We start from the raw sequence: 24,510 nt of genomic DNA on the forward strand, positions 1-24,510 counted from the left end.
GCCCACCGTCGACGCGAACGCTCTCGCGGCGCACGAAACCGTCGGTACGATTTTTACCACGGCGTCACGATACTTTCTTGCATGGCAGAGACTAACACGTTAGCCGAGTTCGCAGCTACTACATCGTTCGACGATATCCCGACGGACGTAGTCGAGGAAGCCAAGCGGGCGATTCGAGACTACGTCGGGGTTGCGCTGTACGGTTCGCAGCACGACATCGGCGACCGCATCTCGTCGTACGTCGACGGATACCTTCCGGGGGACGACGCAGCCGTGCTCGGTCGCGGCACCGCAAGTCCCCCCGGCGCAGCGCTCTCAAACGGTACCTTCGGACACGCCATCGACTACGACGATACCTTCGAGTCGATAGTCATCCACCCGACGTCGCCGGTGTTTCCGGCCGCCCTCGCCGGCGTACAGGTGGCGGAGGGCTCCGGCCGCGACGCCCTGACGGCGTACATCGTCGGCGTCGAGGCCGCGTTTCGAACCGGCCACGCCACCTATCCGAGCCACTACGATAACGGCTGGCACAGCACCGGTACGGTCGGGACGTTCGGCGCGTCGGCGGCCGCGGCGTCGGCGCTCGGACTGACGCCCGAAGCGATCGAGCGCGCGTACGGAATCGCGGCGTCCTGCTCGTCGTCGCTGAAGAAGAACTTCGGGTCGATGACGAAACCGCTCCACGCCGGCCATGCCGCGCAGATGGGCGTGCGCGCCGCGATGCTCGCGGACGCGGGGTTCACGGCTGACGACGCGGTGTTCGAAGGGGACATCGGGTACGGACGCGTGATGACTCCCGGCGGCGAGTACGACCCGTCGGCCATAACCGAGGGGCTCGGAGAGACCTGGGCGGTCGACGACATCGGTTTCAAACCGTACCCCTCGGGCGTGATAACGCACGCGGCGATGGACGCCGCGCGGGAGGTGGTCGAGCGCGAGGACATCGGGCCGGATGACGTCGAGTCGGTACGTGTCGCCCTCGACGATGCGGCCTCCGAGATGCTCATCCACGCCGACCCCGACGACGCGCTTCAGGCCAAATTCTCCATCGAGTTCTGTCTCGCTGCAATACTCCGCGAGCGGGACGCCGGCGTCCGGGAGTTCTCCGACGAGTACGTCGCCGACCCGCGAACTCAGGAGGTGGTTGCAAAGGTCGAGCGGGAGTTCGAATCGAACCTCTTCGGTGGCGAGTTCGCGGGGTACGGCGCTCGCGTGACCCTGACGACGACCGACGGCGAGCAGTACGTCGCAGTCGAGAAGTACGCGCCAGGGAGCCCCAACAATCCCGTCTCCGACGACCGCCTGGACGCGAAGTTCTTCGAGTGCGCCGAACCCACCGTCGGCCCTGAACGGGCAGACGCCGTCGCGGCCGCCATCGCCGACCTCGATACCGACGGTGCCCTTGACCGACTGTTGGAGAGCGCGACCGCCGGGAGCGATGACGCGTGAGCGACGGCTACGAGCACCGGTCACTCCGCGAACTGGATGTGAATTCGGACAAGCCCGGCCGACGGTGGGAAGTGTCGCCGCAACTCGGCATCGGCGACTACAACTTCAACGTCGCCGTCCTCGAACCGGGCGAGCGGCTCTCGCAGAACGCGTACCACTACCACAACGAGCAGGAGGAGTTCTACTACATCGTTGACGGACGGTGTCGCGTCGAAGTCGAGGACGGCTCCTTCGACGCCGAGACGGACGACGTCATTCGCTTCGACGAGGCCGTCCCCCACATGCTGCACAATCCGTACGACGACTCGTGTAAAATCGTTGCTATCGGCAGTCCCCCGGAGGGCCGGCGTCCGGTGTATCAGGTGCAGAGCTACGGGGAACTGCTGGCCGACAGATACGGCGACGACCCCTCGTCGTAGCCGACCCCGCGCTCCCGGTGGTGGGAGCGTCGGCGGTAGTTTGATTGTGATTGTCGCGCATGTTACGGGCGATGTCAGTGAAAGATGGCAGCGAGCGGAACGTCCCGGAGCGACGCGAGGAGTACGACGTGGTCGTGGTCGGATGCGGGATGGCCGGATTGGCGGCCGGCATCCGGGCCTCGGAGGTCGGCCGAAGCGTCGCGCTGTTGGAAAAGTCACCTGCCGAGCGACGCGGTGGCCACACCCGCTTCACCGAGTCGTTCCGAGTTCCGTCGGCGGACGCCGACCTCTCGGAGTACGGCTACGAGTTCGATATCCCCGATTATACAGTGTCGGAGTTCTACGACGACATCATGGCTCAGACGAACGGTCGGGCCGACGAGGAACTCGCCGAGACGCTGGTCGAGAACGCGGGTGGGACGATAGAGTGGCTGACCGAACTCGGCGTCGATTGGGACATGACCCCGCTCAACTCCGGTTACACCGTCGCCCGGACGTGGTTCGACGGGGAGGAGATGGTCGACACGCTGGTCGAGGCGGCGACCGATGCAGGCGCGGACGTCTACTACGACGCGGAGGCCAGAGCGCTCCGACAGTCGGCCGACCGACGGGTAACGGCCGTCGACGCGGTTACCGACGAGGGATTCGTCCGACTCGACTGCGAGGCGGCGATAATCGCCGCCGGCGGTTACGAATCGAACCCGGAGAAACGCACGCGCTACTACGGACCGGACTACGACGCGATGACCGTCCGCGGAAGCCGGTACAACACCGGAGAAGCTATCGACATGGCGCTGGACGCAGGAGCCAAGGCGGTGGGACAGTGGGGCGGGGCCCACATGGCGCTCATCGACGCGGCCGCTCCGGACGTGGAGGGCGGAACCAACCGAATCGACGGCTACCAGTACGGTTTGCTGGTGAACCACGAGGGCGAACGGTTCGTCGACGAGGGCGAGGACGCGCGCGCACACACCTACGCGAAGTTCGGACAGAAGATATTCGAGCAGCCGAATCACGAGGCCTTCATCCTGGTCGATTCGAAGACCATCGACGAGGTCGACGCGACCGGCCCGTCCGACCCCGTGGTCGGCGACGACCTCCGCGACGTCCTCGAACGGTCGGGCTGTGAGCGCCCCAACGCCGCCGCGGCCACCATCGAGGAGTACAACGCCGTCTGCGACCCCGGCGCGTTCGACCCCCAAGTGCTCGACGGCAACGCGGCCACCGACGTGACGCCGCCGAAGTCGAACTGGGCGCTTCCGATCGACGACCCGCCGTTCTACGCCTTCGCGGTCACCGGTGGTATCACGTTCGCCTTCGGCGGGGTAGCGACCAACGCGGACGCGGAGGTGTTCGACACCCGAGACCGAGTGATTCCGGGACTGTACGCCGCCGGCAACAGCGTCGGCGGGCTGTTCTACGATAACTATCCGGGCGGGACGGGGCTGACGAACGCGGCTGTGTTCGGTCGAATTGCTGGAGAAAAAGCCGCGAAGTACGTCGTCGACTGAGTCGTTTCGCGTTCGCACTCGATTCAGTGAATTCCTTCCTACCCTTACTGGTTCTTCTGGAGCAGTCGATTGATCTCCTTGGCGGCCATTGAAGTCGCCTTTTCCACGCTCATACCCTGCTGTAGGATGCTCTGATGCATCTTCCGAGGAATCTCGTAGGTTATGGCGTCGGCACCGGGTACTGCCGGAATCACCGCTGGTTCGAAATCCTTGAGCGTCTTGAGACACGCGCCGCGCCAGAACTCCGTGTGCATCTCCGACTGCCCGAAGAAGTCCTCTTTCTGGATTTGATCCGGTGACACCGGTACGAACCCAAGGTTCTTCGCGTTTTGCACCGCCCGGTTGCTATCGCCGATCCACCACTCGATGAACTTCACCGCAGCGTCCTTTTCCTTCTGGTTAGAGAACGCATCGCCGATGAAGCCCAGCGACGGGAGCCACGCGAGCGCGGCCTTCGTGCCAGCATTCATCGGTAGGCCCCATGTATAGTCGCCGTTCTTCATGGGCTTTTTCTGTTCTTCGAGGTAGTCACCCCACAAGTCGGTCGAGTCCTGAAGATGGTTGACCGCGGTTTGTCCCGACCAGTGCAGGGTCGTCGACTCCTCGTCGCCGTGATTGATCGAGTTCTGGTGGAAGTAGCCCTTGTCGATGTAGTCCTTCTGCATCTTGATGGCCTTGCGAGCCTCCTTGCTATCGATCGTGGCTTTTTTACCTTTGAGGTCAACCACTCCAGACAACGATCCGCCGTGTTGGGGAATGTACAGCGACATGTACTCCTCGTCGCTCTGTTTCATCCCCGTCGTGTCCGGGAACGCTTCCTTCTTTTTGCCCATCTTCGTCTGCTTGAGCTTATCGTAGATCCCCGGTATATCGTCGTACCAGTGGAGACTTCCTGCCTTGTGGTTGACTTTGCTCGGATCGATACCGGCTTGTTCGAGCCAGTCAGTTCGCCACGCGGTGAAGTACGGACGGAAGCCGAGCGGGAACGTCACGAGGTTGCCCTTCTTTCCTGTCGATTGGGCACCCCAGACTTTGTGGCCGCTCATTATATTGTCAGCCGTTTTGTCGGCCAGTGATGAACTCTTCCAGAGGTCGTTGACGACCATCCCAGCACCGCCAGCCAGGATACCGGGCCTCGTCATCACTTCTACTAAGTGCGGAACATCCCCGCTCGCACGAGCCGCCTGGAACTTCGTAGTGACGTCCGTGTATGGGACACCTGTGATGTTGATTGTTATGCCGCTCTTCTTCTCGTACTGCTTGACGATCTTGTCGGTGTACTGCTTTTTCGTTTTACCCTCGGTGTAGTAGGACAACCAGACGTCGAGCGTTGTTTTGCCCGTATCGCCAGCAGTTCCTCCTTGATTATTTCCGCCGCCGGAACAGCCGGCGAGTCCGGTCGCCGTCGCTGTTGCACCCGCCATTTTTAAAAATCGGCGGCGATCGACGGAGCGGTGCCCCGAATCGAAGTTGGTATAACTCCTTCTTGCCACGAGTTAACAACCCACTCTCTCATTTAATCGTGCAAATCTTAAATCTTCCCCACAGATATCTAATTAGTCTCCGTAGTAATTAACAACCAGTGAACGTTTTCGAATGATACCACCTGCGTTCGAATCGAAAACGGGAAAGCGGTGACTGCGGTCAATAATGCAGCGGCTATCGACCGACACGCGATAAAATGAAGACGGAACGTTCTACTGGTTCCGCTGTAGGAGCCGGTTGATCTCGGTCGCCGCCTGCGACGTCGCCTGATTGACGGCCTGATCCATCCCCGTCCCCTGCTGGAGCTGTTGAGCGATGCTCTGGTGCATTCCGCGCGGAATATCGTAGGTGATAGCGTCCGCCCCCGGCACCGCTGGAATGACTGCAGGTTTGAACTGCTGGAGCGTCTTAAGGCAGGCACCTCGCCAGAACTGCTCATGCATATTGGTCTGGGCGAAGAAATCCGCGTTTTGAATCTGGTTCGGCGATACTGGCACGAATCCAAGGTTCTTCGCGTTCTGAACCGCACGCGTCGTATCGCCGACCCACCATTCGATGAAGTCGACCGCCGCATCCTGCTGCTGCTGGTTGGTGAATGCATCTCCGATGAAACCTAGCGCGGGCAGCCAAGCGAGCGCGGCCTTCGTCCCGGCGTTCATCGGCAGCCCCCACGTGTACTGGCCGTTTCGCATCGCTTGACCTTGTTCTTCGAGATAGTCGCCCCAGAGGTCGGTCGAATCCTGGATGTGGTTGCAAGCGGTCTGCCCCGACCAGTGTAGGGTCGTCGACTCCTCGTCGCCGTGATTGATCGAGTTCTGATGGAAGTAGCCCCTGTTGATGTACTCGAACTGCATCTTAATGGCGTCGCGGGCCGGCTGTGAGTCGATAGTAGCCTCCGTGGCAGCGACGTTGACGACGCCGGACAGCGACCCGCCGTGTTGGGGGATGTACAGCGACAGGTACTCCTCGTCACTCTGTTTCATCCCGGTCGTGTCCGGGAAGGAGCCTTGCCGCTGACCCATCTGGGTCTGCTTGAGTCTATCGTATATCCCCGGCATGTCGTTGCGCCAGTGAAGGCTACCGGCCTCGTGGTTGACCTCGCTCGGGTCGATGTTGGCTTGGTTGAGCCAGTCGGTTCGCCACGCAGTGAAGTACGGCCGGAAGCCGAGCGGGAACGTCACAAGATTACCCTTCTTCCCGGTCGATTGGGCACCCCAGACACGATGGCCCTGCATGACCTTGTCAGAAGCTTTGTCGGCCAGCGTGGAACTCTGCCAGAGGTCGTTGACAACCATCCCTGCGCCACCCGCGAGGATGCCGGGTCGCGTCATCACCTCGACGAGGTGGGGGACGTTTCCGGCGGCGCGCGCCGATTGGAATTCTGTCACCACGCTAGTATATGGGACCCCAGTGACGTTGATCTGCGTGCCGGTTTGGTTCTGGTACTGCCTGATCAAATTATCCGTGTACTGTCTTTTCGTCTTCCCCTCGGTGTAGTAGGACAACCAGACGTCGAGCGTCGGGTTACCCTGGAATCCCACGTAACCGGTGAGTCCGGTCGCCGTTACGCCGGCTCCGGCGGCTTTCAGGAAGTTTCGTCTATCGATTGTACTACTGTTCGCTGCCGTATCGGCAGCGTCTTGCTTCTGTGTCATTTGGTAACTCCCCACCAACATCATCGTCGGGAGCATCTATCATAAACTTTTGCAATATTTTCCGGTTATCGCTCCATCTCGATAGGACGACGACCACCACTCGGAGTGCGACGACGCAACGTTTATAGGGGATTTACCTGTATGTCATGGTATGTCAGGGCAGACCGTACGGTCAGATGTCGGCAGAAAAGGCGTTTCTGATTACCTCGGTTTAGCGGCCAACATTCTGTACGGAGTCGCCGGGATTCTGTTTCTGGTCGGGTTATATTTCGATTGGCAACACACCGGTCAGATCATCATTCCCCAGTTCGCGCTCGCCAACGAACCGAACGCGAACAGCGGGCTGTTCATTCTATCGATCATCATACTCGGACTGGGGTACGTGGTCTCCGTCCTAGGCAGTAAAGTCGAGGAGTGGCAGACCGAAAAAGTCGACCAAACACAGGAGTGGACGGTCGATGTAGGCGATTCCTCCAAGAAGTAGCGTCTCGCGGGCAGCCCAACGATCCGTTTTTCGGGGGTGCTCCGTCGCTCCACTAATTGTGACTACGTGAACAATCACCGACGTACCCGTGCACTACGGCCCGTCGTCGGCCGCGAGTTGAACTCGACAACTATGGACGGATCAGAAAAAAGCGCAGGTCGGCGAATCGAGTCTACCCCTTGACGCCGCCACCTGACGAGAGCCCTTCGACTAGGTACTTCTGCAGGTACATGTACATGGTGATGGGAACAATCATTGAGAGGAACGTCCCGGCCATGATGAAGTGGAAGTTGCGGACGAAGAACGTCCCCTTCAGTTCGAGAAGCGCCGGTGCGAGCGTAGTGTGCAGTGGATCCTGACCGATGATGAACGCCATCAAGTAGTTGTGCCACGCCAGCAGGAACGCCAGCAGGAACACCGACGCGAGCGCTGGCCGCGACAGCGGTAAGATGACCCTGAAGAACGCGCCGATCTGCGTGCAACCGTCTACCCGGGCAGACTCCTCCAAGTTGTCCGGAAGTTCCTCAAAGAACCCTCTGAGGAGCCAGATGTTGTACGGCAGCGTGAACGCCGTGAACGCCAGTATCATCCCAATGTAGGTGTTCAACAGACCCATTTGCTGCATCAGGACGAAGATGGGAATCGCCAGCAGGACGATCGGGAACATGAACCCGGCAACGCTCAACACGAACAGGGAGTTCTTGAACGGGTAATCGAGCCGCGCGAACGAGTACGCGGCGAACACCGCGGCGACCGTCGCCAGTCCGGCGGTTCCGACGCTGACGATGAACGTCGCTAGCGTGTACTCCACGAACGGGAACGCACTCCACATCGTCCGCCACGCGTTTCGACCGCTCCAGGAAACCGGGTCGAATGTGACGAACGGAATACCCAATGGGGTCGTGAAGATCATCTCGGGCGTTTTCAGTGAGTTCGCGAAGGTGTAGTACACCGGCAATAGCATCCACACCATCAGCACCGCCAGCGAGAGGTACTTCAGTACTGGCTTGTAGTGTGTCTCCCACGATAGTCTCGACCGCTCCGTTTCGAATTCGAATCGTTTGTCGGTATCAGTGCTCATTAGTAGTCCCCCGTTTCAGTGCGCACCCAGATGAGGATGAGTGGGATGATGCCGACCGCGAATAGCATCCCCAGCGCCGCGGCCTCGCCCATGCTCCAGTCGACGAACGCCGATTTGAAGATGGCGACACCCAGGAACGTCGTGTAGTTGACCGGACCGCCCTGCGTGACGGCCCACGGTATCGCCACCTTCCCGATGGTGAACACCGTCCGAATCATCACGACCGTGACGATGATGGTGCGGAGGTGGGGGAGTGTGATGAAACGGAACCGCTGCATTGGGCCCGCCCCGTCGACTTTCGCGATTTCGTACAACTCCTTTGGTATCGATTGGACGCCCGCAAGAAACACGACGTACATGAACCCGAAGTCGCGCCACACCTTCGCGAGAACGACGCCCCAGAACGCCCACGGTGTGTTCGAGGTGATCCCGCCGGACGCGGGGACGTCGAAGAATATGTTGAGCGCGTTGTAAACTAGCCCGTAAGTGGCAGCCTGCTCCATGATAGCGAACGTCAGGCCGGCAGCGATCGCCGGACTGGCGTACCCCGCGAGCATCAGTCCCCGCCAGAACGGGCGGGCGGGGAGGCTCTCGTTCATCACGAGCGCGGCCGCGAGCGCGACCACGAGGTCAAACGGAACCACGACGAGTTCGTAGAGTAGCGTCATCTTGATGCTAAACAGGAACAGACTCTGTCCCGCACCGAACAGCCAGTACTCGTAGTTCTCCAGACCAACCCACGGATCGGCGGTGTTCGGGTCGAGCGTGAACTGTTTAAAGCTCAACAGGAGTCCGTTGACCACCATCGGATAAAAGACGATGACGGTCAACAGCACGAGCGTCGGCAACAGGAATAGAATGCCCTGCAGTCCGCCGTACTCCTCGAGCAGTCGGTCGGTAAAGGATCGATCACGCTGGGCGATTTCGTCCGAAACCGTCGACATGGATCACCCCTCCTCCTCGCGCACGCTCGTCGCGGAGCCGTCGGTTCGAACCCCGTCATCGGTCGGACTCGACGTGCCGGGAACCGTTCCCTCGGTCGCGTGCATCCATTTGACGACTTTCGGCCCGGCCGGGCTGAAGAAGTGGACGTTCGGCCATTCGACTTCGAGACCGACCGTGTCACCGTCCGTCACCTGTTCGGTCGACTGGACGACCGCGTTCACCCGCCGGTCGCCCACGTCGAAGTAGAGTATCTTGGTGTCGCCCATCGGTTCGACGACTTCGACTTCGATGTCGATGAGGCCGGTTCCGGGTTCAGTGATGTTGAGGTTGCTCGGCCGGATACCGAGGATGACGTCCTCCCCGGGGAGCCCGTTTCGGAGTTCCTCGGCGACCGCCTCCGGCAACTGGATGTCGAACTCGTCGCCGACGACCGAATTTCCGTCGAAGCGCATCTCGAAGAAGTTGATCGACGGACTCCCGATGAAGTCGGCCACGAACAGGCTGTTCGGGTCGTGGTAGATCTCCTCGGGCGATGCGATCTGCTCGATCCGACCGGCGTTCATCACCGCAATACGGTCGCCCATGCTCATTGCTTCCTCTTGGTCGTGCGTGACGAACACCGTCGCCACGTCGAGTTCTTGCTGCAATTCCTGAATCTCGGTTCGCATCACCGCTCGAAGTTTGGCGTCGAGGTTGCTGAGCGGTTCGTCGAGGAGGAACAGCGCGGGATCGCGGACGATGGCGCGTCCGAGCGCCACGCGCTGTTGCTGTCCGCCGGACAACTGGTTCGGGTATCGATCGAGCAGGTCACCGATCTCCATGATGTCGGCGGCCCACCGAACCTGTTCGTCGATGGAACCCCTATCGGCGCCGCGCATCTTCAGCCCGAACGCCATGTTCTCGTACACCGTCATCGACGGGTACAGAGCGTAGTTCTGAAATACCATCGAGATGGCGCGATCCTTCGGCGGCAGTTCGGTCACTTCGTGTCCGCCGAACGTGATGGTACCCGAGTCGGGCACCTCTAGCCCGGCGATGCATCGAAGCGTCGTCGACTTGCCGCAGCCTGACGGCCCGACGAGGACGAGTAGTTCTCCTTCTTCGATGTGGAGGTCGATATCGTCGACAGCGATTACCTGTCCGTCGTTGAACGTCTTGCGAACGTTTGCGAGATTTGCGTCAACCATGGTTGAGCGGTTTTCGTGCGTTGGTCGGTATCGTGCTATGCGTTGTCGAAAGTCCTCTCATCGGTACTCACTCCGACTCCGGGCCTGCTCGAACTCGGCTGGCGCCGAATCGATTGGTGAGCACTGCTTTGATTATCGGTACGAACATGATGGAACCCAGAACGAGCCCGGCGATGGCGATCGAACCGTCGACCGTTCCTGCCGTTCCGACTGGCCCTTCAAGCCAGAAGTAGACAGGAATGCTCAGGAAGGCGTACGCGATGATCGCTGCTCCCAACGGGTGGTTCGTCACCCATTTGGAGCCGCCGCCCGAGTCGTGGGCCTGGTTAGTCTGCCCCATACAAGCTAACACATACCACAAAGTTATAAACGCTTGCATGACAAGCAGTAGATTATATGATATCATCAGATATCCGATGCAAAATCTTATCCCATCGGTCGGTCTTTCGTCATACATGTCACGGTCAACTGATGACAGAGACCCCGCTCAGTCGGGGATCCTCGACGGAGTGCGGGTTCTCGACCTCTCGACGTTCGTCACCGGCGGGTTCTGCTCGCTCATGCTTGCGAATCAGGGCGCGGAAGTCATCAAAGTCGAACGGCCAGGGGTCGGCGACGACAACCGTCACTCGGGGCCGCCGTTCGTCGACGTGGACGGATACGACGGCCCGGGGAAGACCGCGTCCGACCGCGGCGAATCGCCCTACTTCTGGACGGTGAACTACGACAAAAAGAGCGTCGAGCTGAATCTGAAGAGCGACGAGGGACTGGAGGTGCTCTACGACCTGGTCGGCGAGTCAGACGTATTCATCGAGAACTACCGCCCTGGAACCGCCGACCGACTCGGCGTCGGGTATGAGGATCTCCGCGAACGCAACGGCGAACTCATCTACTGCTCCATCTCGGCGTTCGGCGAGTCGGGACCGTGGAGCGACCGACCGGGCTACGACCTGCTCGTGCAGGGGACCAGCGGCATCATGAGCGTCACCGGATCGGAGGAGGGCGACCCGGTCAAAGTGGGTCTGCCCCAGACCGACCTCATCACCGCCATGTGGGCCGCGTTCGGCATCGTGGGGGCGCTGTATCGCCGGAAGTCGACTGGGAAGGGCGAACGGGTCGAACTCGGCATGCTGGACGCCGCGCTTCCGTGGTTGACCAAGCAGGCGGGGAAAGCGTTCGCGGGCGAGGAGCCGACGCGGATGGGGACGAAAGACCCCGTGCTCGCACCGTATCAGGTGTTCCCGACGGCGGACGGACACCTCAGCGTCGCGGCGGCGAACCAGAAGCTCTGGACGGAGTTGTGCGAGGCCATCGACCGGCCGGAACTGGCGGACGATCCGCGATTCGAGACCAACGCCCACCGGGTCGAGAACATGGACGAACTAGAGGCAGTGTTGTCGGACGTCTTCCGAAAGCGGCGAACGGACGAGTGGGTCGAACTGCTCGCGGACGAATGGGGACTGCCTGTTGGGCCGGTCTACAGCGTGGACGAGGCGCTCCACAACGAGCAAGTGGAGGCTCGAAACGTGCTGTCGACGGCGAACCACCCGGCGGCGGGAGAGATTCCGGTCATCGAACACCCACTCAACTTCGCGAACGCGGAGTCGGGCTTCCGGGACGGCCCGCCGCTTCTGGGGGAGGACACGGTGCCGATTCTCCGAGAGATGGGGTACACCGACGAGGACATCGAGACGCTGAAGAACGCCGACGCGATTCCCGACGAATGACGCGATCGACACCATGAGCGACGAGAACGCGTCGGATCGGTACCGGACGGGCGCGGACGACGAGACCAATGTCGACGCGGTCGAGGATCGCTCCGACCAACACGTACCGGAGGAGGACACTCGCCTCCTCGCGCGAGTTCCGGAGTGGGTCGTCGCCCTTGGAGCGGGGGCGCTGCTGACTGCGACGCTCATCACGCTCGCCGGGTCGGCGTTCCTCTGGTACTCGGTCTCGCAGGGACGGTTCTACGGCTACGAGCCGTACGAAATCGTCCTCGCGGGCGTACAGTTCACCGCGGTGACGGCGTTTCAGGCGGTCGGCGTCCACTGGGCCCGCCAACGAGTCCGATGGATGTGGGTCATGCTCGCGGCCATCGCGGGGTCGCTGACGTTCATAGCGCTCCCGTTCACCGCGGTTGCGCTCGCGTGCATCGGTCTCGGCAAGTATCACTTCACGCTTGAGACACCGACGAACGTCATCCGTGGCGAGGAAAACTAACCCCCACGCTTATTCGTTCTAATCACATCGCATCTGGTATGTCAACCACAGACGCGACCTCCCGGTTAGCGTCGCACTGCGCGGAGACGAGATTCGCCGACTTACCCGTCGACACGCGGGAGAAACTCAAGCGCCACGTGCTCGATTTCCTCGGGGTTACGCTCGGCGCGCACGAACACGCCGCATCCACGCCGTCCATTCTCGAGGGACTGGGCGGCGGCCGCGAAGGCGGCGAAGCGACGATAATCGCGACGGGCGAGCGCCGTTCACCGAATCGCGCCGCCGCGGTCAACGGGGCGCTCGCCCACAGCCTCGACTTCGACGACACCCACCGCGAGTCGTCGCTTCACCCCGGCGCGCCGGTGATTCCGGCTGCGCTCGCGGTCGCCGAACGCGACGGGGCGACCGCCGAGCGAGTCCTCGCCGGCGTGTCGGCGGGGTTCGACGTCGCCTGCGTTCTCGGCCGGGCCGTCGACCCGGACGCCCACTACGATCGAGGGTTTCACGGAACGGCAACCTGCGGGACGTTCGGCGCCATCGCCGCCGCGGGCGTGGTGGCGGGGCTCTCGGTCGCCGAGTTCGAAGCGGCGTTCGGAATCGGCGGCAGTCAGGCCGCCGGGTCGCTCCAGTTCCTGTCGAATGGCGCGTGGAACAAGCGCCTCCACCCGGGACTGGCCGCGCGCCGCGGGGTCACCGCCGCCTCGCTCGCCGCGGCCGGGTTTCGGGGCGCGGATGCGGCCATCGAGGGCGAATACGGCTTCCTGACCGGATACACGGCCACCCCCAACCCCGAGGCGTTCGACCGACTCGGCGACCACGCCGTGATGGAAACTGCGTTGAAACCGTACCCCTGCTGCCGGTACATGCACGCCGCGCTCGACGCGCTCACCGAGATCGGAGCGCAGGTCGACCCGAACGCGGTGGAGTCGGTGGTCGTCGACCTCCCGGAACCGGGCGTGCGACTGACCGGCGACCCCGTCGAACGCAAGCGGCGACCGTCGAACTTCGTGGACTGCCAGTTCAGCATGCCCTTCGGGTCGGCCCTCGCGCTGTCGACCGGCGACGCGGGACTGGCGGCGTTCCTCGACGCCCAGTCGCACCTCGACGACCCCGAACTCCGCGAACTGATGGATGCGACCGAGGTGGTGTCGACGGACGCGGTGCAGTCTCGATTCCCGAAGCAGTGGACGGCGGGAATCGTCGTCGAGACGGAGCACGAAACACACGAGCGGTTCGTCGAGACCGCTCTCGGGGAACCCGAGAAGCCGCTAGGGTGGGACGGTGTGGCCGAGAAGTTTGAGACGCTCGCGAGGTCGTCGGGCGTCGGTGGCGACACCCGGCGAGAGCTCGTCGAAATCACGCGCGAGTTCGAGAACCACACCGTCGACGACCTGACGGACGCCCTCCGCGAGCAGCGGTCGCGGCCACGGTAGTCATGGTGGCGCTAGGCATCGTGAACCGAACCACGGCGAGAATCCGGAGCGGGATGGATGCGCTCCGCGGAGATGGCCGAGGCCGCGTCCTGGTCGTCGTGGCCGCGGGCTGGCTGTTGGTGCTCGGCACTCGCATCATCCTCCCGGCGCTTCTTCCGCAGGTCAAAGTGGCGTTAGGCATCGACAACGCGACCGCCGGATTGCTCGTCTCGGTACTCTGGGGGGCGTACGCGGTGACCCAGTTCCCCGCCGGAATGATGATCGACCGAATCGGCGAGCGGACGACCCTGACCGCGAGCACGGTCGTCACCGCCGCGGGGGCCGCCGCGTTGACCGTCGCACCCTCATTTCCGGTGTTCGTCCTCGGCGGCGTGCTGTTCGGTCTCGGCTCGGGCCTCTACGCCCCGCCGCGGGTGACGGTGCTGTCGCGCATCTACCCCGACCGGGACGGGACGGCGCTCGGAGCCACATTCGCCGTCGGCAACCTCGGCGCGGCGGGACTGCCGCTCGTCGCGGGGGCGCTGGCCCTGTGGTTCCACTGGCGGGCGGGGTTCGGGTTCGTCGTTCCGCCGCTCGTGTTGGTCGCGTTCGGCCTGTGGGTCTACGTCCCGACTCGGGCAGACGGGAAATCCCGTGCGGCCGAGCAGTTCACCCGACGAACCGCCGTCCGGCTCCTCCGCGACATGACCGACGGTCGCGTGGTGCTGGCGTGGGTGGCGATGACGTTGATCCTGTTCACCTATCAAGGCATCACCGCCTTCCTCCCGACCTACCTCATCGACGCCAAGGGACTGACGCAGGGAACCGCCTCGGTGCTCTACGGGCTGTTCTACACGAGCGGGGCCGTCTCCCAGTGGTTCGCCGGCAACGCCGCCGACCGGTACGGCGAGCGAACCGTCCTCGCTGCGCTCGCCGGCGTCGGAGTGGTCACGGTCGGACTGCTGCCGTTCGTCGGCGGAACTGCGGCCCTCGCCGCGCTGCTCGCGCTGCTCGGAACCCGACTCGGTATCGGCCCCGTCGGCAATGGGTACGTCGCGGCGCTGTTGCCGGACGAGATACAAGGAGCGGGGTACGGGTTGTTTCGGACGTTCTATCTCGCGGTCGGCGCGACGGGGTCGCTGTTCGTCGGCGTCCTCGCCGAACGAGGCTGGTTCGACGAGGCGTTTCTGGTGCTCGCGGGCGTCACCGCGATGTCCTCGGTGCTCTACCTGTTCCTGCCGACCGCACCCGCCTCGGTGACCGTCGGTTCGACCGAGGACGCCGAAAGCGGAACCGACGGCGGCCTCTCCAGCGCCGCCGAACCGGGGAGCAACGCTGACGGCGAAAGCGACCAGACCACGGACTAAACGGATTTCCGCTCAGCCGGTCAGCCTGTCGCGGAGGTCGGCAATCACGTCCTCGGTGGCCGCCTGCCCGCCGAGGTCGGGCGTCCGGGGTGCGTCCGTGTCGGCCACCTGCGCGGCGACCGTGTCCCAGAGGTCGTCGGCCGTCGACCGTTCCCCGAGGTGTTCAAAGAGCATCGCACCCGAGAGAACGGTGGCGAGGGGGTTGGCAACCCCTTGACCGACTATGTCGGGCGCGCTCCCGTGCACCGGTTCGAACATCGAGGGATAGTTCCCGTCGGGGTTAACGTTCGCCGACGGTGCGAGACCCATGCTCCCGGTGACGATCGCGCCGATGTCGGTCAGGATGTCGCCGAACAGGTTCGACGCCACCACCACATCGAACTGCTCGGGGCGGCGGATGAAGTCCATGCTCGCGGCGTCGACCAACAGGCGTTCGACCTCGATGTCGGCGTACTCCTCGCCGACCTCCTCGACGATGTCGTCCCAGAACACCATGCTGTGGGCCTGCGCGTTCGACTTGGTGATGCTGGTTAGCTTTCCCTCGCGCTCGGTCGCGGCCTCGAACGCGGCGCGGACGATTCGCTCGGTCGCCTCGCGCGTAAACACCCCGCTCTGAATCGCCACGTCGTTGCCGAACCCGAGGTGTTCGCGTCCGCCGACGTCGGCGTACTCGCCCTCGGTGTTCTCGCGGTAGACGACGAAGTCGATGTCGCCGCCTTCGTACCCGCGCAACGGGCTCTCGATGCCGTCGAACAGAACCGAGGGCCGCTTGCAGATACCCTGGTCGAACCCTTTCCGGATGGGCAACAGCAGTCCGTGAAGCGTGACGTGGTCGGGTACTTCGGGGTGGCCGACCGCTCCCAACAGAATCGCGTCGGACTTTTCTAATCGATCGAGGCCGTCGTCGGGCATCATCGAACCGTCCTCCACGTACCGTTCGCTACCCCAATCGTACCGTATCGTTTCGAACTCGAAACCCGCCGCGTCGGCCGCGTCTTCGAACAGCGGAAGCGCCGCGTCGACGACTTCCGGCCCGATACCGTCTCCGGGAATCGTTGCTATCTCGTACGCCATACGATACCAATCGGAGAAACGCCGTAAAAAAACCTCGGTCGAAATGGGCGGGGGGTCGGGCGGTTGCCACCGCTACGCGTCGACCCGGAACTCGGCCAGCACGTCCCGGTCGATTTCGATACCGAGACCGGGGGCGTCGGGAATCGGTACCTCGTTGCCGTCGTTCGTGACGGGGTCGACGGCGAGACCCTCGCGGATGGGGTTCGGCGTGCGGTCGAACTCCAGCATCGGCTCGCCAGGAATCGTCGCGAGTACTTGGAGACTGGCCGCGAGCGCGACTGCGCTCCCGAACACGTGGGGCAGACACTGGACATTTGCCGCGTCGGCCATCGTCGCTACCCGCCTCGTCGAGGTGATACCGCCGGCGCTCGTGACGTCGGGCTGGACGTATCCCACCGCCCCGGCGTCGAGAACGCGGTCGAACTCGTGCTGGAACGCCCAGCACTCACCGCCCGCCAGCGGAACCTCGACCGCGTCGTTGAGCGCGGCGTAATTTTCGACGTTCCGGGGCGGCACCGGTTCCTCGAAGAAGTAGACGTCGAGATCCGCGAGGCCCTCGGCGACCCGCCGGGCGTCGGCGACGTCGTACGCGTGGTTGGCGTCGGTCATCAACCGCACGTCGTCGCCGACCGCCTCCCGGATGGCTCGGACGAGTTCCACGTCCTTCTCGGTGTCCCAGTCGAAGTGGCGCGCGAGCCCGATCTTGTTCTTCAGCGCGTCGAAACCGGCCGCGACGTGACCCTCCGCCTCGTCGACCACGTCGGCGCGAAGTTCCTCGAAGTCCTCGACGTCGCCCCAGAAGTGGCCCGTCGCGTACGCCCGCACTCGGTCGCGTCGCCGGCCGCCGATGAGCGTCGATACCGGAGCGCCGACCGTCTTCCCGTAGAGATCCCACAGCGCGATATCCACGCCGCTGACGACGCTGGCGGGGACGTAGGAGTGGTACGACGACCGCAGTGCGTACACCAAATCGTCGTGTATTTGCTCGACGTCGCGGGGGTCGCGGCCAGCGAGGAACGGAGCGACGTACTCCTCGACGAGTTCGCGGTTGCCCGCAGTCGGCCCCCAACACTCCCCCCATCCGACCCGCCCGTCGTCGGCTTCGAGCCGAACGAGACAGTATTCGCGGCTGTCGATCCACTTCTGGGCGTTGGCGAATCGTTCTTCGAGGTCTCTGCGGAGCGGAATCGCGTCGACGCTGGTGACTTCCATGCACGCCACGTCGGAGTCGACCATACTGAAACTTTCCCTACGGTAGCAAACCGCACGGCGACGCGATCCTCCTCCGAGACGACCGAAACTCCTTCGTCGGCGTCTATTCCGGGGGCGAACGCGTTCGCTCGCGGTCGTGAATCAGGAACCGCCGTCGCGTACCGACCGACGCGCGTCCTCGTCGAGCGCCCGGTCGAGGACGTCGTCGGTGTGCTCGCCCAGGCGCGGCGGTTCGCGGGTCGCTCCGGTGTCAACGTGGGAGAATCGAGCGGGGAACTGAACCAGTGGCATGTCGACGCCGCCGAGCGACAGGTCGCTGGTCACCTCGCTCTCGCGGAGGTGCGAGTCCTCGAACACCTCGGCGGTGTCCCGAATCGGCGCACCCGGGACGTCGCAGTCGCGGAACAGGTCGAACCACTCGTCGGCGGAACGCTCGGCGAACAACGGTTCCAACGCCGCGGTCAGCTCCTCGCGGTGTTCGACCCGGTCGGTGTTGGTCTCGTAACGCGGGTCGTCGGCCAACGCCGGCCGGTCGATGGCCTCGCAGAACGCCTCCCATGTCCCCTCGCTCCCGACCGCGACCGCGAACCAGCCGTCGTCGGTTTCGAACGCCCGGTACGGCGCGAGCGAGGGATGAGCGGTTCCCATCCTCGGGTAGGGGTCGCCGGTGGCGAGCGTCCGACCGGCCCGCTCGGTCAGCCACGAGACGAGGCCCTCGAACATCGGAACCTCGATGCGCTGGCCGCCGTGCCGGTCGTGGACGTACAGCGCGGTCACGACGCAGAGCGCGGCGTACATGCCTGCGCTGATATCGCCGATCGGAATCCCGGGACGCGCCGGGGGGCCGTCGGCCTCCCCCGTCACGCTCATGCTTCCGCTCAGCGCCTGGACGACCATGTCGAACGCCGCGAGATCGCGGTTGGAACCCTCCAGAAAACCCGAAATCGAGCAGTATATCAGCTCCTCGTTGACCGTCCGCAGGTCGTCGTACTCCAAACCCCACTCCATCATCGTGCCCGGCCGGTAGTTCTCGACCACCACGTCGGCGGTCGCGGCGAGGCGCTCGAACGCCGCGGCGCCGGACGCCGTCGAGAGGTCGAGTTCGACGCTCCGCTTGCCGCGGTTGAGCGACGCGAAGTAGCTCGACACGTCCGAATCGCCCACCGTCGGGCCGACCGCCCGTGTGATGTCGCCGACTTCGGGGCGTTCGATTTTGACGATTTCGGCACCGAGGTCGGCGAGCAACTGGGTGGCGAACGGTCCCGAGAGCATTTGGGTGCAGTCGAGCACGCGGACGCCGTCCAAGGGTCGCCCGGCGGGGTCGGCCCCGGTCATCACCGCTCCCTCCAGTCGACCGACGTCGATTCCGCCCCGCTCGGCGGTCGTCCTCCGGTTCGCGTGTATTTGCGCATACAGCTACGGTATCTCTTGGGATTAAAATAAATACGGTGGCTTCGAGGAAGGCCTCGGATGCCAAACTGGCGGCGGGGAGTGCCGACGACGCGCCGAAGCCGACTCATGACGGTTGCGGAGTCGGTGACTGTGAATGTCACCCAAAGCTCTTTCTTCATCGGTTGTGTATCCGATTCGTGTATGGCCTCTTACAGCGCCTACGAGAGCATCACGGTCGACGTCGACGACGCCGTCGCCACCATCAAGTTTCACCGACCCGAGAAGTACAACGCTCTCAACACCGAGGTGATGCTCGACCTCCGGCGAGCGTTTGACGAACTCCAACTCGACCGCGACGTGGACGCGGTCGTCATCACCGGGGAGGGTGACGACGCCTTCTCGGCCGGCGCGGACATCGAGCAGTACGCCGGGACGGCCGAGGAGCACGACCCACGCCAGAAGGATCGCCAAGAACTGTTCTACGACATCTACCGCGCCCCGCTCGACCTGCACGCTCCCGTCATCGCCAAGATTGACGGGTACTGCGCGGGCGGCGGTCTGATACTCGCGATGTACTGCGATGTGCGAGTCGCCGCGGAGGGCTCGCAGTTCGGCGTCCCCACCTGCAACATCGGTCAGATTCCGACCGGCGGGTCGACGTACCGCGCGGTTCAACTCGTCGGCGAGGCCAAGGCGAAGGAACTCGTCCTCACGGCAGGGTTCATCGACGCCGAGGAGGCTCACCGAATCGGACTGGTGAACCACGCGGTTCCGCCCGAGGACTTAGACGAGAAAGTCGCAGAGATCGTCGACGGTATCCAAGGTACCGGCCGCACGGCGGTCAAGAACTCCAAGAAGGCCATCAACTACGCCGCCGCCGCCCCCGACATCGAGACGGCGAGGGAGTACGAGGCCGACCTCTGGTGGGAACAGTTCGCCACCGACGAGCGCCGCGAGTTGGTGGACGAGTTCAACGAGAAGTAGCCCCGGTAAATCTTTTTGTGCTCGGAGGCGCGTTGGTACGTTATGTCGGGACAGGGACCGCTGTCAGACCTAACCGTCGTAGAGATGACCGCCCATCGGGCCGGCCCCTTCTGCGGGGCGCTACTAGCCGACCTCGGTGCCGAAATCGTCAAAATCGAACGCCCGGAGGTCGGCGACCCGGCGCGCGACCAAGGGCCGGGGCCGGCGGGCAAGTCGGGCTACTTCATGGCCAACAATCGGAACAAGAAGTCGGTTACGCTCGATCTGAAGACGGAGGCCGGCCGAGAGGCCGCCCTCGAACTGCTCGCCGAGGCGGACGTCTTCGTCGAGAACTTCGGCTATGGCGTCACCGAAAAGCTCGGTATTGGGTACGAGGACGTTTGCGAGGTGAACGAGGGCGTGATATACGCCAGCATCAAGGGGTACGGGGAGACCGGCCCCTCGAAGGAGAAGAAAGGGCTCGATCTCATCCTGCAAGCGGAGGGCGGAATCATGAGCGTGACCGGCCCCGAGGGCGGCCATCCGGTCAAGGTCGGACAGGCCATCGGCGACCTCGGCGCGGGGATGTTCGCAACGATTGCGATACTGGCTCGGTTGCACGAGCGCGATCGGCGAGACGGAACTCGGGGAACTGCCGACGGGGAGTTCGTCGGCAAGTTCGACATCGGACTGTTCGACACCATCGTCAGCCTCATGAACGAGTACCTCACGTTCCACTCGATGACCGGGGAAGTGCCCGGGCCGCAGGGAACCTCGCACCAGTCACTCGTGCCGTACCAACTGTTCGAGACGGCCGACGGCCACGTCGTCACGGGCGTCCCGAGCGACGACCGGTGGGACGACTTCGTGGACGTCGTCGGCCGCGAGGAGCTCCGAGCGTACCAAACCAACGACGAGCGCGTCGAAAACGAGGAGACGGTCGTTTCGATGATTCAAGAGGAGTTCTCGAAGCGCACGACCGACCACTGGTTATCCGAGTTGACCGAACACGGATTCCCGAACGGGCCGCTCAACGACGTCGCGGACGTCGTCGGCCACGACCAAGCCCGAGCGCGAGGGCTCGTTCGGCCGCACGACGACCCCGACGGCGGGGAAGTCACATTGCCCGGCCACCCCGTCAACTTCCCCGATTTCGACACCGAGATACGAAGGCCGGCACCGCGCCTGGGCGAGCACACCGACGAGGTCTTCGCGGACATCGCCGACGAGCAGACCAGGCTGGACGAGTGGCGAGCGGGGGGCGCGTTCGGAGGGAGTTCGGACGATGAGTGACGAGAACCGGGAGCGTCCCGACCTCGACCCGCTGTTCGTTCCCGACTCGGTGGCCGTGGTCGGGGCCAGTCCCGATTCGTGGTACTCCTCGCAGTTGATGGATAACCTGCTCGATTACGGGTACGACGGGATGGTGTACCCCGTCAACCCGAGCCGCGAAACGGCGTGGGGACGCACCTGTTACGACACCATCGCGGACGTCCCGGAGGTCGTTGACCTAGTGGTCGTCAGCGTGCCGCGCGACCACGCGGTCGAAGTAGTCGCCGAGGCGGGGCGACGAGGGGTTCCGGCCGCGCTCGTCATCACGGCGGGGTTCGCGGAGGCCGACGACGAGGGTGCCAGACTGCAGGATGAACTGGCGGCCGCGGCCGCGGAACACGACGTCCGGGTCTGCGGCCCCAACTGCATCGGACTGGCGAACGCCCGCGAGGGAACCGTGCTGACTAGCACGTGTTCGCGGAAACCCGCGCCGGGAAACGTCGGACTAGTCAGCCACTCGGGAGCTCTGGCGTTCACCACCTTCTTCGAGCGCGCCGCCGACGAGAACCTCGCGTTCTCACACATCGTCTCGACCGGCAACGAGGCCGACCAAACGCTGACCGACTACGTCGAGTACATGGCGGCTGACCCGGCGGTCGACGTCATCTGCGCGTACGTGGAGGGACTCGCCGACCCCCGGCGATTCATGGAGGTGGCCGAGGCCGCCGTCCAGGAGGGAACGCCGGTGCTCGCGGTCAAGATAGGCGGTTCGACGGCGGCCGAGAGCGCGGCCATGTCGCACACAGGTTCGCTGGTCGGCAACGACCAAGCCGGGGCCGCCGCGTTCGACCAAGCCGGCGTGCAACGGGTTCCGGATATCCCGGATCTGCTCGCGCGGGCGAGTGCTCACGCGGCGTTCGACCCGCCGTCGTCGAATCGGGTATGCATCGCATCCACGAGCGGTGGCCTGGCGAGCCTCCTCGCGGACATGGCGAGCAAACGCGGGCTTGCGGTGCCACCGCTAGAGGGCGACGCCGAGCGCGCGCTGTTGGACATGGAGGGGCTGTTGACCTTCGGCGAACTCCACAACCCCGTCGATATCAGGGGGTACGGTGCGGACCACCTCCCCGAAATCGCCGACGTCCTTTTCGCCGATGACGAGTACGACGCCTACGTGTTCGCAGTCGGTCTCTCGGCGGTGGACGAACGCGCCGACGACATCGCCGACGACCTGCTCGCGGTCGCCGACGCCGCGACCGAACCGGTGCTTTTCCTCTGGACTGGTCGCAAAGAGCCCGACGAACTCGACGACCCACAACCTTACGAACGAGTTCGGGAGGAAGTACCGCTGTTCTACGACCCCGGTCGGTGCATGGATGCCCTCGCCTCGCTGGTGGAGTTCGACGCGACCCGGAACCGGCTTGCAAACCGACGGCCACGGGGCGACCGGCGAACGGCGCGCGACCGACGACGAATCGAGGCGCCGTCGGGGCGGGCGTTATCGTGGCGCGAGGCGGACGACCTCCTTTCGGAGTTCGGCGTCGAAACCGTTCCGACGCGGCTGGTCGACGGCCCGGACGAGGCGGCGACGGTCGCGTCGGAGTTCGGATTCCCGACCGTGCTCAAGGTCGATTCGGCAGACGTTCCCCACCGCACTCGGGTCGGCGGGGTGGAGACCGACGTCCGCACGGCGGCCGCCGCCCGCGAGGCCTATGAACGGATACTTGCGAACGTTCGAGACGAAGTCCCCGACGCCGAAATCGAGGGCGTACTGGTTCAACCGCAGATCGAAGACGGCGTCGAAGCGCTCGTGGGGGTTTCCACCGACCCCGAGTTCGGCCCGGTCGTGGCCGTGGGGGCGGGCGGGACGCTCGTCGAGCAGTTCCACGAACGCGCATTACGGATTCCGCCCATCACGGCGGAGGAAGCGACGGACGCGATCGCCGACACCCACCTCGATGCGCTCTTCGGGGTGTCCGGTGTCGACGCGGCCGCGCTGGCCGACCTCCTCGTCCGGGTCGGCGACCTGTCGGTCGAGTTCCGGTCGCTCGCCGAACTCGACCTCAACCCGGTTCTCGTTCGTGAGGAAGGGGTCGCGGTTGTCGACGCTTTGCTCAGGACTAAGTAACCCTCGGAATTATAGTTCGGCGCTACGTATACTCAAAATCGATGGTTCACCGTTTCAGGGACACCGTCCCGTTATCCGAACAGCAACGGCTGGTGCGCCGAAGTATCAGGGAGATCTGCGAGAACTTCGACCGCGCATACTGGCGCGACCGGGCGCAGGAGGGGGAGTACCCCCGCGAGTTCGTGGACGAATTGGCCGACAACGGGTGGATGGGTGCGCTCATCCCGGAGGAATACGGCGGCGCGGGCATGGAAACGAGCGAGATCGTCGTTATGATGGAGGAGATAGCGGCCAACGGCGGTGGTTTCAGCGCCGCACAGGCGATCCACGGCGGCATCTACAACACGGTTCCGCTCGTCAAGTACGGGAGTTCCACGCTGAAATCGGAACTGCTACCGCGAGTGGCCGACGGGCGGGCCTCGATACAGGCGTTCGGGTTAACCGAGCCCAACGCGGGTTCGGATTCCACGTCGATTCGAACCCGTGCGGAGAAGGACGGCGACGAGTACGTCATCAACGGGCAGAAGATCTGGACCTCAAGGGTCGACCAGAGCGATTATCTCGTCCTCGTCGCCCGCACCAGCCCCAAGTCCGAAGTCGAGAAGGATACGCGCGGAATCTCGATGTTCCTGGTCGACCTCGATGACGCGGTGGCACAGGGTGCGCTGGACATGGAGCAGATTCCCAAGTCGGTGAGCGAGTTCGTCCACTCCTACGAACTATGGTTCAAGAATCTCCGCATTCCGGACGAACACCTGATCGGCGAGGAGGGTTCGGGTTTCTACCAAGTTCTGGACGGACTGAACGAGGAACGACTCGTCATCGCCGCCGAGTGCATCGGACTCGGGGAATTGGCCATCGAGCGCGCCGTCGAGTACGCCAACGAACGCGAGGTGTTCGACCGTCCCATCGGGGAAAATCAGGCCGTACAGCATCCGATAGCGGACGCCCACGCCAGCGTCCAGGCCGCCAAACAGATGACGTACGACGCCGCCGATGCGACCGACGGGTCAAGCGCCGAACTCGGCGCGCGCGCAAACATGTCTAAATACCTCGCCGCGGAGGCGTGCTTCGAGGCCGCCGACGCCGCGGTTCAGACGCACGGCGGGTTCGGGGTCGCGACCGAGTACGACGTCGAGCGATATTTCCGCGAGGCGCGACTCACGCGGTTAGTTCCGATAACTCAACAGCTCGCCCTCAACTACATCGGGGAGAAGGTACTCGGGATGCCGCGCTCTTACTGACTCCCCC

21 protein-coding genes are annotated in these 24,510 nt (G+C 63.8%); 12 read left to right on the plus strand and 9 right to left on the minus strand.

The window, feature by feature from the left end; genetic code table 11:
- Positions 1-81 precede the first annotated feature (81 nt).
- The 3 genes from LIW51_RS27490 (at position 82) to tcuA (ending at position 3,379) form a co-directional block, all read left to right on the plus strand.
- Positions 82-1,449 carry an MmgE/PrpD family protein gene (locus LIW51_RS27490; protein ID WP_227378622.1) on the plus strand — a complete coding sequence of 456 codons (1,368 nt, stop codon included), beginning with the start codon at positions 82-84 and terminating at the stop codon, positions 1,447-1,449.
- Positions 1,446-1,868, plus strand: a complete 423-nt coding sequence (locus LIW51_RS27495) for a cupin domain-containing protein (RefSeq protein WP_227378623.1) — start codon at positions 1,446-1,448, stop codon at positions 1,866-1,868. Before LIW51_RS27490 ends, LIW51_RS27495 begins: the two co-directional genes overlap by 4 nt.
- 71 nt (positions 1,869-1,939) lie before the next feature.
- The gene (tcuA, locus tag LIW51_RS27500; protein WP_227378624.1) at positions 1,940-3,379 is read left to right on the plus strand and encodes an FAD-dependent tricarballylate dehydrogenase TcuA; all 1,440 of its coding nucleotides are present in this window, start codon (positions 1,940-1,942) and stop codon (positions 3,377-3,379) included.
- A 44-nt stretch (positions 3,380-3,423) separates the two neighbouring features.
- On the opposite strand, the gene LIW51_RS27505 is transcribed toward tcuA, so the two are convergent.
- Together LIW51_RS27505 and LIW51_RS27510 are read right to left on the minus strand one after the other, a co-directional pair.
- The gene (locus LIW51_RS27505; protein WP_255767570.1) at positions 3,424-4,803 is read right to left on the minus strand and encodes an ABC transporter substrate-binding protein; all 1,380 of its coding nucleotides are present in this window, start codon (positions 4,801-4,803) and stop codon (positions 3,424-3,426) included.
- 273 nt (positions 4,804-5,076) lie between these two features.
- Complete coding sequence (locus LIW51_RS27510; protein ID WP_227378626.1) at positions 5,077-6,519, minus strand: ABC transporter substrate-binding protein; 1,443 nt, start codon at positions 6,517-6,519, stop codon at positions 5,077-5,079.
- A gap of 151 nt (positions 6,520-6,670) precedes the next feature.
- Between LIW51_RS27510 and LIW51_RS27515 the strand changes: the two genes are divergently transcribed.
- Entirely contained in the window at positions 6,671-7,003 is a 333-nt protein-coding gene (locus LIW51_RS27515; protein ID WP_227378627.1) for a hypothetical protein, read from the plus strand.
- A 172-nt stretch (positions 7,004-7,175) separates the two neighbouring features.
- Here LIW51_RS27515 and LIW51_RS27520 read toward each other — a convergent pair whose 3' ends face one another.
- The 4 genes from LIW51_RS27520 to LIW51_RS27535 all read right to left on the minus strand — a co-directional run bounded on the left by LIW51_RS27520 (position 7,176) and on the right by LIW51_RS27535 (position 10,556).
- Positions 7,176-8,084, minus strand: a complete 909-nt coding sequence (locus tag LIW51_RS27520; protein WP_227378628.1) for a carbohydrate ABC transporter permease — start codon at positions 8,082-8,084, stop codon at positions 7,176-7,178.
- Positions 8,084-9,028, minus strand: a complete 945-nt coding sequence (locus LIW51_RS27525; protein ID WP_227378629.1) for a carbohydrate ABC transporter permease — start codon at positions 9,026-9,028, stop codon at positions 8,084-8,086. Before LIW51_RS27525 ends, LIW51_RS27520 begins: the two co-directional genes overlap by 1 nt.
- A gap of 3 nt (positions 9,029-9,031) precedes the next feature.
- Positions 9,032-10,216 carry an ABC transporter ATP-binding protein gene (locus LIW51_RS27530; protein ID WP_227378630.1) on the minus strand — a complete coding sequence of 395 codons (1,185 nt, stop codon included), beginning with the start codon at positions 10,214-10,216 and terminating at the stop codon, positions 9,032-9,034.
- A 67-nt stretch (positions 10,217-10,283) separates the two neighbouring features.
- The gene (locus LIW51_RS27535) at positions 10,284-10,556 is read right to left on the minus strand and encodes a hypothetical protein (protein WP_227378631.1); all 273 of its coding nucleotides are present in this window, start codon (positions 10,554-10,556) and stop codon (positions 10,284-10,286) included.
- Positions 10,557-10,671: 115 nt separating this feature from the next.
- On the opposite strand from LIW51_RS27535, the gene LIW51_RS27540 reads away from it, so the two are divergent.
- The 4 genes from LIW51_RS27540 to LIW51_RS27555 are packed head-to-tail and all read left to right on the plus strand — an operon-like array spanning position 10,672 to position 15,218.
- Complete coding sequence (locus LIW51_RS27540; protein WP_227378632.1) at positions 10,672-11,943, plus strand: CaiB/BaiF CoA transferase family protein; 1,272 nt, start codon at positions 10,672-10,674, stop codon at positions 11,941-11,943.
- Positions 11,944-11,956: 13 nt separating this feature from the next.
- Positions 11,957-12,439 (plus strand): hypothetical protein, encoded by a 483-nt coding sequence (locus LIW51_RS27545; RefSeq protein WP_227378633.1) that lies wholly within the window; start codon positions 11,957-11,959, stop codon positions 12,437-12,439.
- A 38-nt stretch (positions 12,440-12,477) separates the two neighbouring features.
- Complete coding sequence (locus LIW51_RS27550) at positions 12,478-13,872, plus strand: MmgE/PrpD family protein (protein WP_227378634.1); 1,395 nt, start codon at positions 12,478-12,480, stop codon at positions 13,870-13,872.
- Between the two features lie 20 nt (positions 13,873-13,892).
- Complete coding sequence (locus LIW51_RS27555) at positions 13,893-15,218, plus strand: MFS transporter (RefSeq protein WP_227378635.1); 1,326 nt, start codon at positions 13,893-13,895, stop codon at positions 15,216-15,218.
- Between the two features lie 12 nt (positions 15,219-15,230).
- On the opposite strand, the gene LIW51_RS27560 is transcribed toward LIW51_RS27555, so the two are convergent.
- The 3 genes from LIW51_RS27560 to LIW51_RS27570 form a co-directional block, all read right to left on the minus strand.
- Positions 15,231-16,292 carry an isocitrate/isopropylmalate dehydrogenase family protein gene (locus tag LIW51_RS27560; RefSeq protein WP_227378636.1) on the minus strand — a complete coding sequence of 354 codons (1,062 nt, stop codon included), beginning with the start codon at positions 16,290-16,292 and terminating at the stop codon, positions 15,231-15,233.
- Positions 16,293-16,364: 72 nt separating this feature from the next.
- On the minus strand, positions 16,365-17,528 hold the full coding sequence (locus LIW51_RS27565) for a mandelate racemase/muconate lactonizing enzyme family protein (RefSeq protein ID WP_227378637.1): 1,164 nt from the start codon (positions 17,526-17,528) through the stop codon (positions 16,365-16,367).
- A gap of 117 nt (positions 17,529-17,645) precedes the next feature.
- Positions 17,646-18,839, minus strand: a complete 1,194-nt coding sequence (locus LIW51_RS27570) for a CaiB/BaiF CoA transferase family protein (protein WP_227378638.1) — start codon at positions 18,837-18,839, stop codon at positions 17,646-17,648.
- Positions 18,840-19,097: 258 nt separating this feature from the next.
- On the opposite strand from LIW51_RS27570, the gene LIW51_RS27575 reads away from it, so the two are divergent.
- Genes LIW51_RS27575 through LIW51_RS27590 form a run of 4 tightly spaced genes read left to right on the plus strand, consistent with a single transcriptional unit; the run spans position 19,098 to position 24,503 of the window.
- Positions 19,098-19,880, plus strand: a complete 783-nt coding sequence (locus LIW51_RS27575) for an enoyl-CoA hydratase/isomerase family protein (protein ID WP_227378639.1) — start codon at positions 19,098-19,100, stop codon at positions 19,878-19,880.
- Between the two features lie 42 nt (positions 19,881-19,922).
- Positions 19,923-21,152 carry a CaiB/BaiF CoA transferase family protein gene (locus LIW51_RS27580; protein ID WP_227378640.1) on the plus strand — a complete coding sequence of 410 codons (1,230 nt, stop codon included), beginning with the start codon at positions 19,923-19,925 and terminating at the stop codon, positions 21,150-21,152.
- Complete coding sequence (locus LIW51_RS27585) at positions 21,145-23,259, plus strand: acetate--CoA ligase family protein (protein ID WP_227378641.1); 2,115 nt, start codon at positions 21,145-21,147, stop codon at positions 23,257-23,259. The genes LIW51_RS27580 and LIW51_RS27585 overlap by 8 nt, the downstream gene beginning before the upstream one ends.
- A gap of 41 nt (positions 23,260-23,300) precedes the next feature.
- A complete protein-coding gene (locus LIW51_RS27590) occupies positions 23,301-24,503 on the plus strand; it encodes an acyl-CoA dehydrogenase family protein (RefSeq protein WP_227378642.1) in 1,203 nt (400 codons plus the stop codon).
- The last annotated feature ends 7 nt before the right edge of the window (positions 24,504-24,510 follow it).

The organism is Haladaptatus halobius, assembly GCF_020618475.1.
Classification (GTDB): Archaea; Halobacteriota; Halobacteria; order Halobacteriales; family Haladaptataceae; genus Haladaptatus; species Haladaptatus halobius.

Coding starts and splice junctions, on each gene's coding strand:
- LIW51_RS27490 (WP_227378622.1), top strand. CDS start 82: ATGGCAGAGACTAACACGTTAGCCGAGTTCGCAGCTACTACATCGTTC.
- tcuA (WP_227378624.1), top strand. CDS start 1,940: ATGTCAGTGAAAGATGGCAGCGAGCGGAACGTCCCGGAGCGACGCGAG.
- LIW51_RS27505 (WP_255767570.1), bottom strand. CDS start 4,803: ATGGCGGGTGCAACAGCGACGGCGACCGGACTCGCCGGCTGTTCCGGC.
- LIW51_RS27510 (WP_227378626.1), bottom strand. CDS start 6,519: ATGACACAGAAGCAAGACGCTGCCGATACGGCAGCGAACAGTAGTACA.
- LIW51_RS27515 (WP_227378627.1), top strand. CDS start 6,671: ATGTCAGGGCAGACCGTACGGTCAGATGTCGGCAGAAAAGGCGTTTCT.
- LIW51_RS27520 (WP_227378628.1), bottom strand. CDS start 8,084: ATGAGCACTGATACCGACAAACGATTCGAATTCGAAACGGAGCGGTCG.
- LIW51_RS27525 (WP_227378629.1), bottom strand. CDS start 9,028: ATGTCGACGGTTTCGGACGAAATCGCCCAGCGTGATCGATCCTTTACC.
- LIW51_RS27530 (WP_227378630.1), bottom strand. CDS start 10,216: ATGGTTGACGCAAATCTCGCAAACGTTCGCAAGACGTTCAACGACGGA.
- LIW51_RS27535 (WP_227378631.1), bottom strand. CDS start 10,556: ATGGGGCAGACTAACCAGGCCCACGACTCGGGCGGCGGCTCCAAATGG.
- LIW51_RS27540 (WP_227378632.1), top strand. CDS start 10,672: ATGTCACGGTCAACTGATGACAGAGACCCCGCTCAGTCGGGGATCCTC.
- LIW51_RS27545 (WP_227378633.1), top strand. CDS start 11,957: ATGAGCGACGAGAACGCGTCGGATCGGTACCGGACGGGCGCGGACGAC.
- LIW51_RS27550 (WP_227378634.1), top strand. CDS start 12,478: ATGTCAACCACAGACGCGACCTCCCGGTTAGCGTCGCACTGCGCGGAG.
- LIW51_RS27560 (WP_227378636.1), bottom strand. CDS start 16,292: ATGGCGTACGAGATAGCAACGATTCCCGGAGACGGTATCGGGCCGGAA.
- LIW51_RS27565 (WP_227378637.1), bottom strand. CDS start 17,528: ATGGTCGACTCCGACGTGGCGTGCATGGAAGTCACCAGCGTCGACGCG.
- LIW51_RS27570 (WP_227378638.1), bottom strand. CDS start 18,839: ATGACCGGGGCCGACCCCGCCGGGCGACCCTTGGACGGCGTCCGCGTG.
- LIW51_RS27575 (WP_227378639.1), top strand. CDS start 19,098: ATGGCCTCTTACAGCGCCTACGAGAGCATCACGGTCGACGTCGACGAC.
- LIW51_RS27580 (WP_227378640.1), top strand. CDS start 19,923: ATGTCGGGACAGGGACCGCTGTCAGACCTAACCGTCGTAGAGATGACC.
- LIW51_RS27585 (WP_227378641.1), top strand. CDS start 21,145: ATGAGTGACGAGAACCGGGAGCGTCCCGACCTCGACCCGCTGTTCGTT.
- LIW51_RS27590 (WP_227378642.1), top strand. CDS start 23,301: ATGGTTCACCGTTTCAGGGACACCGTCCCGTTATCCGAACAGCAACGG.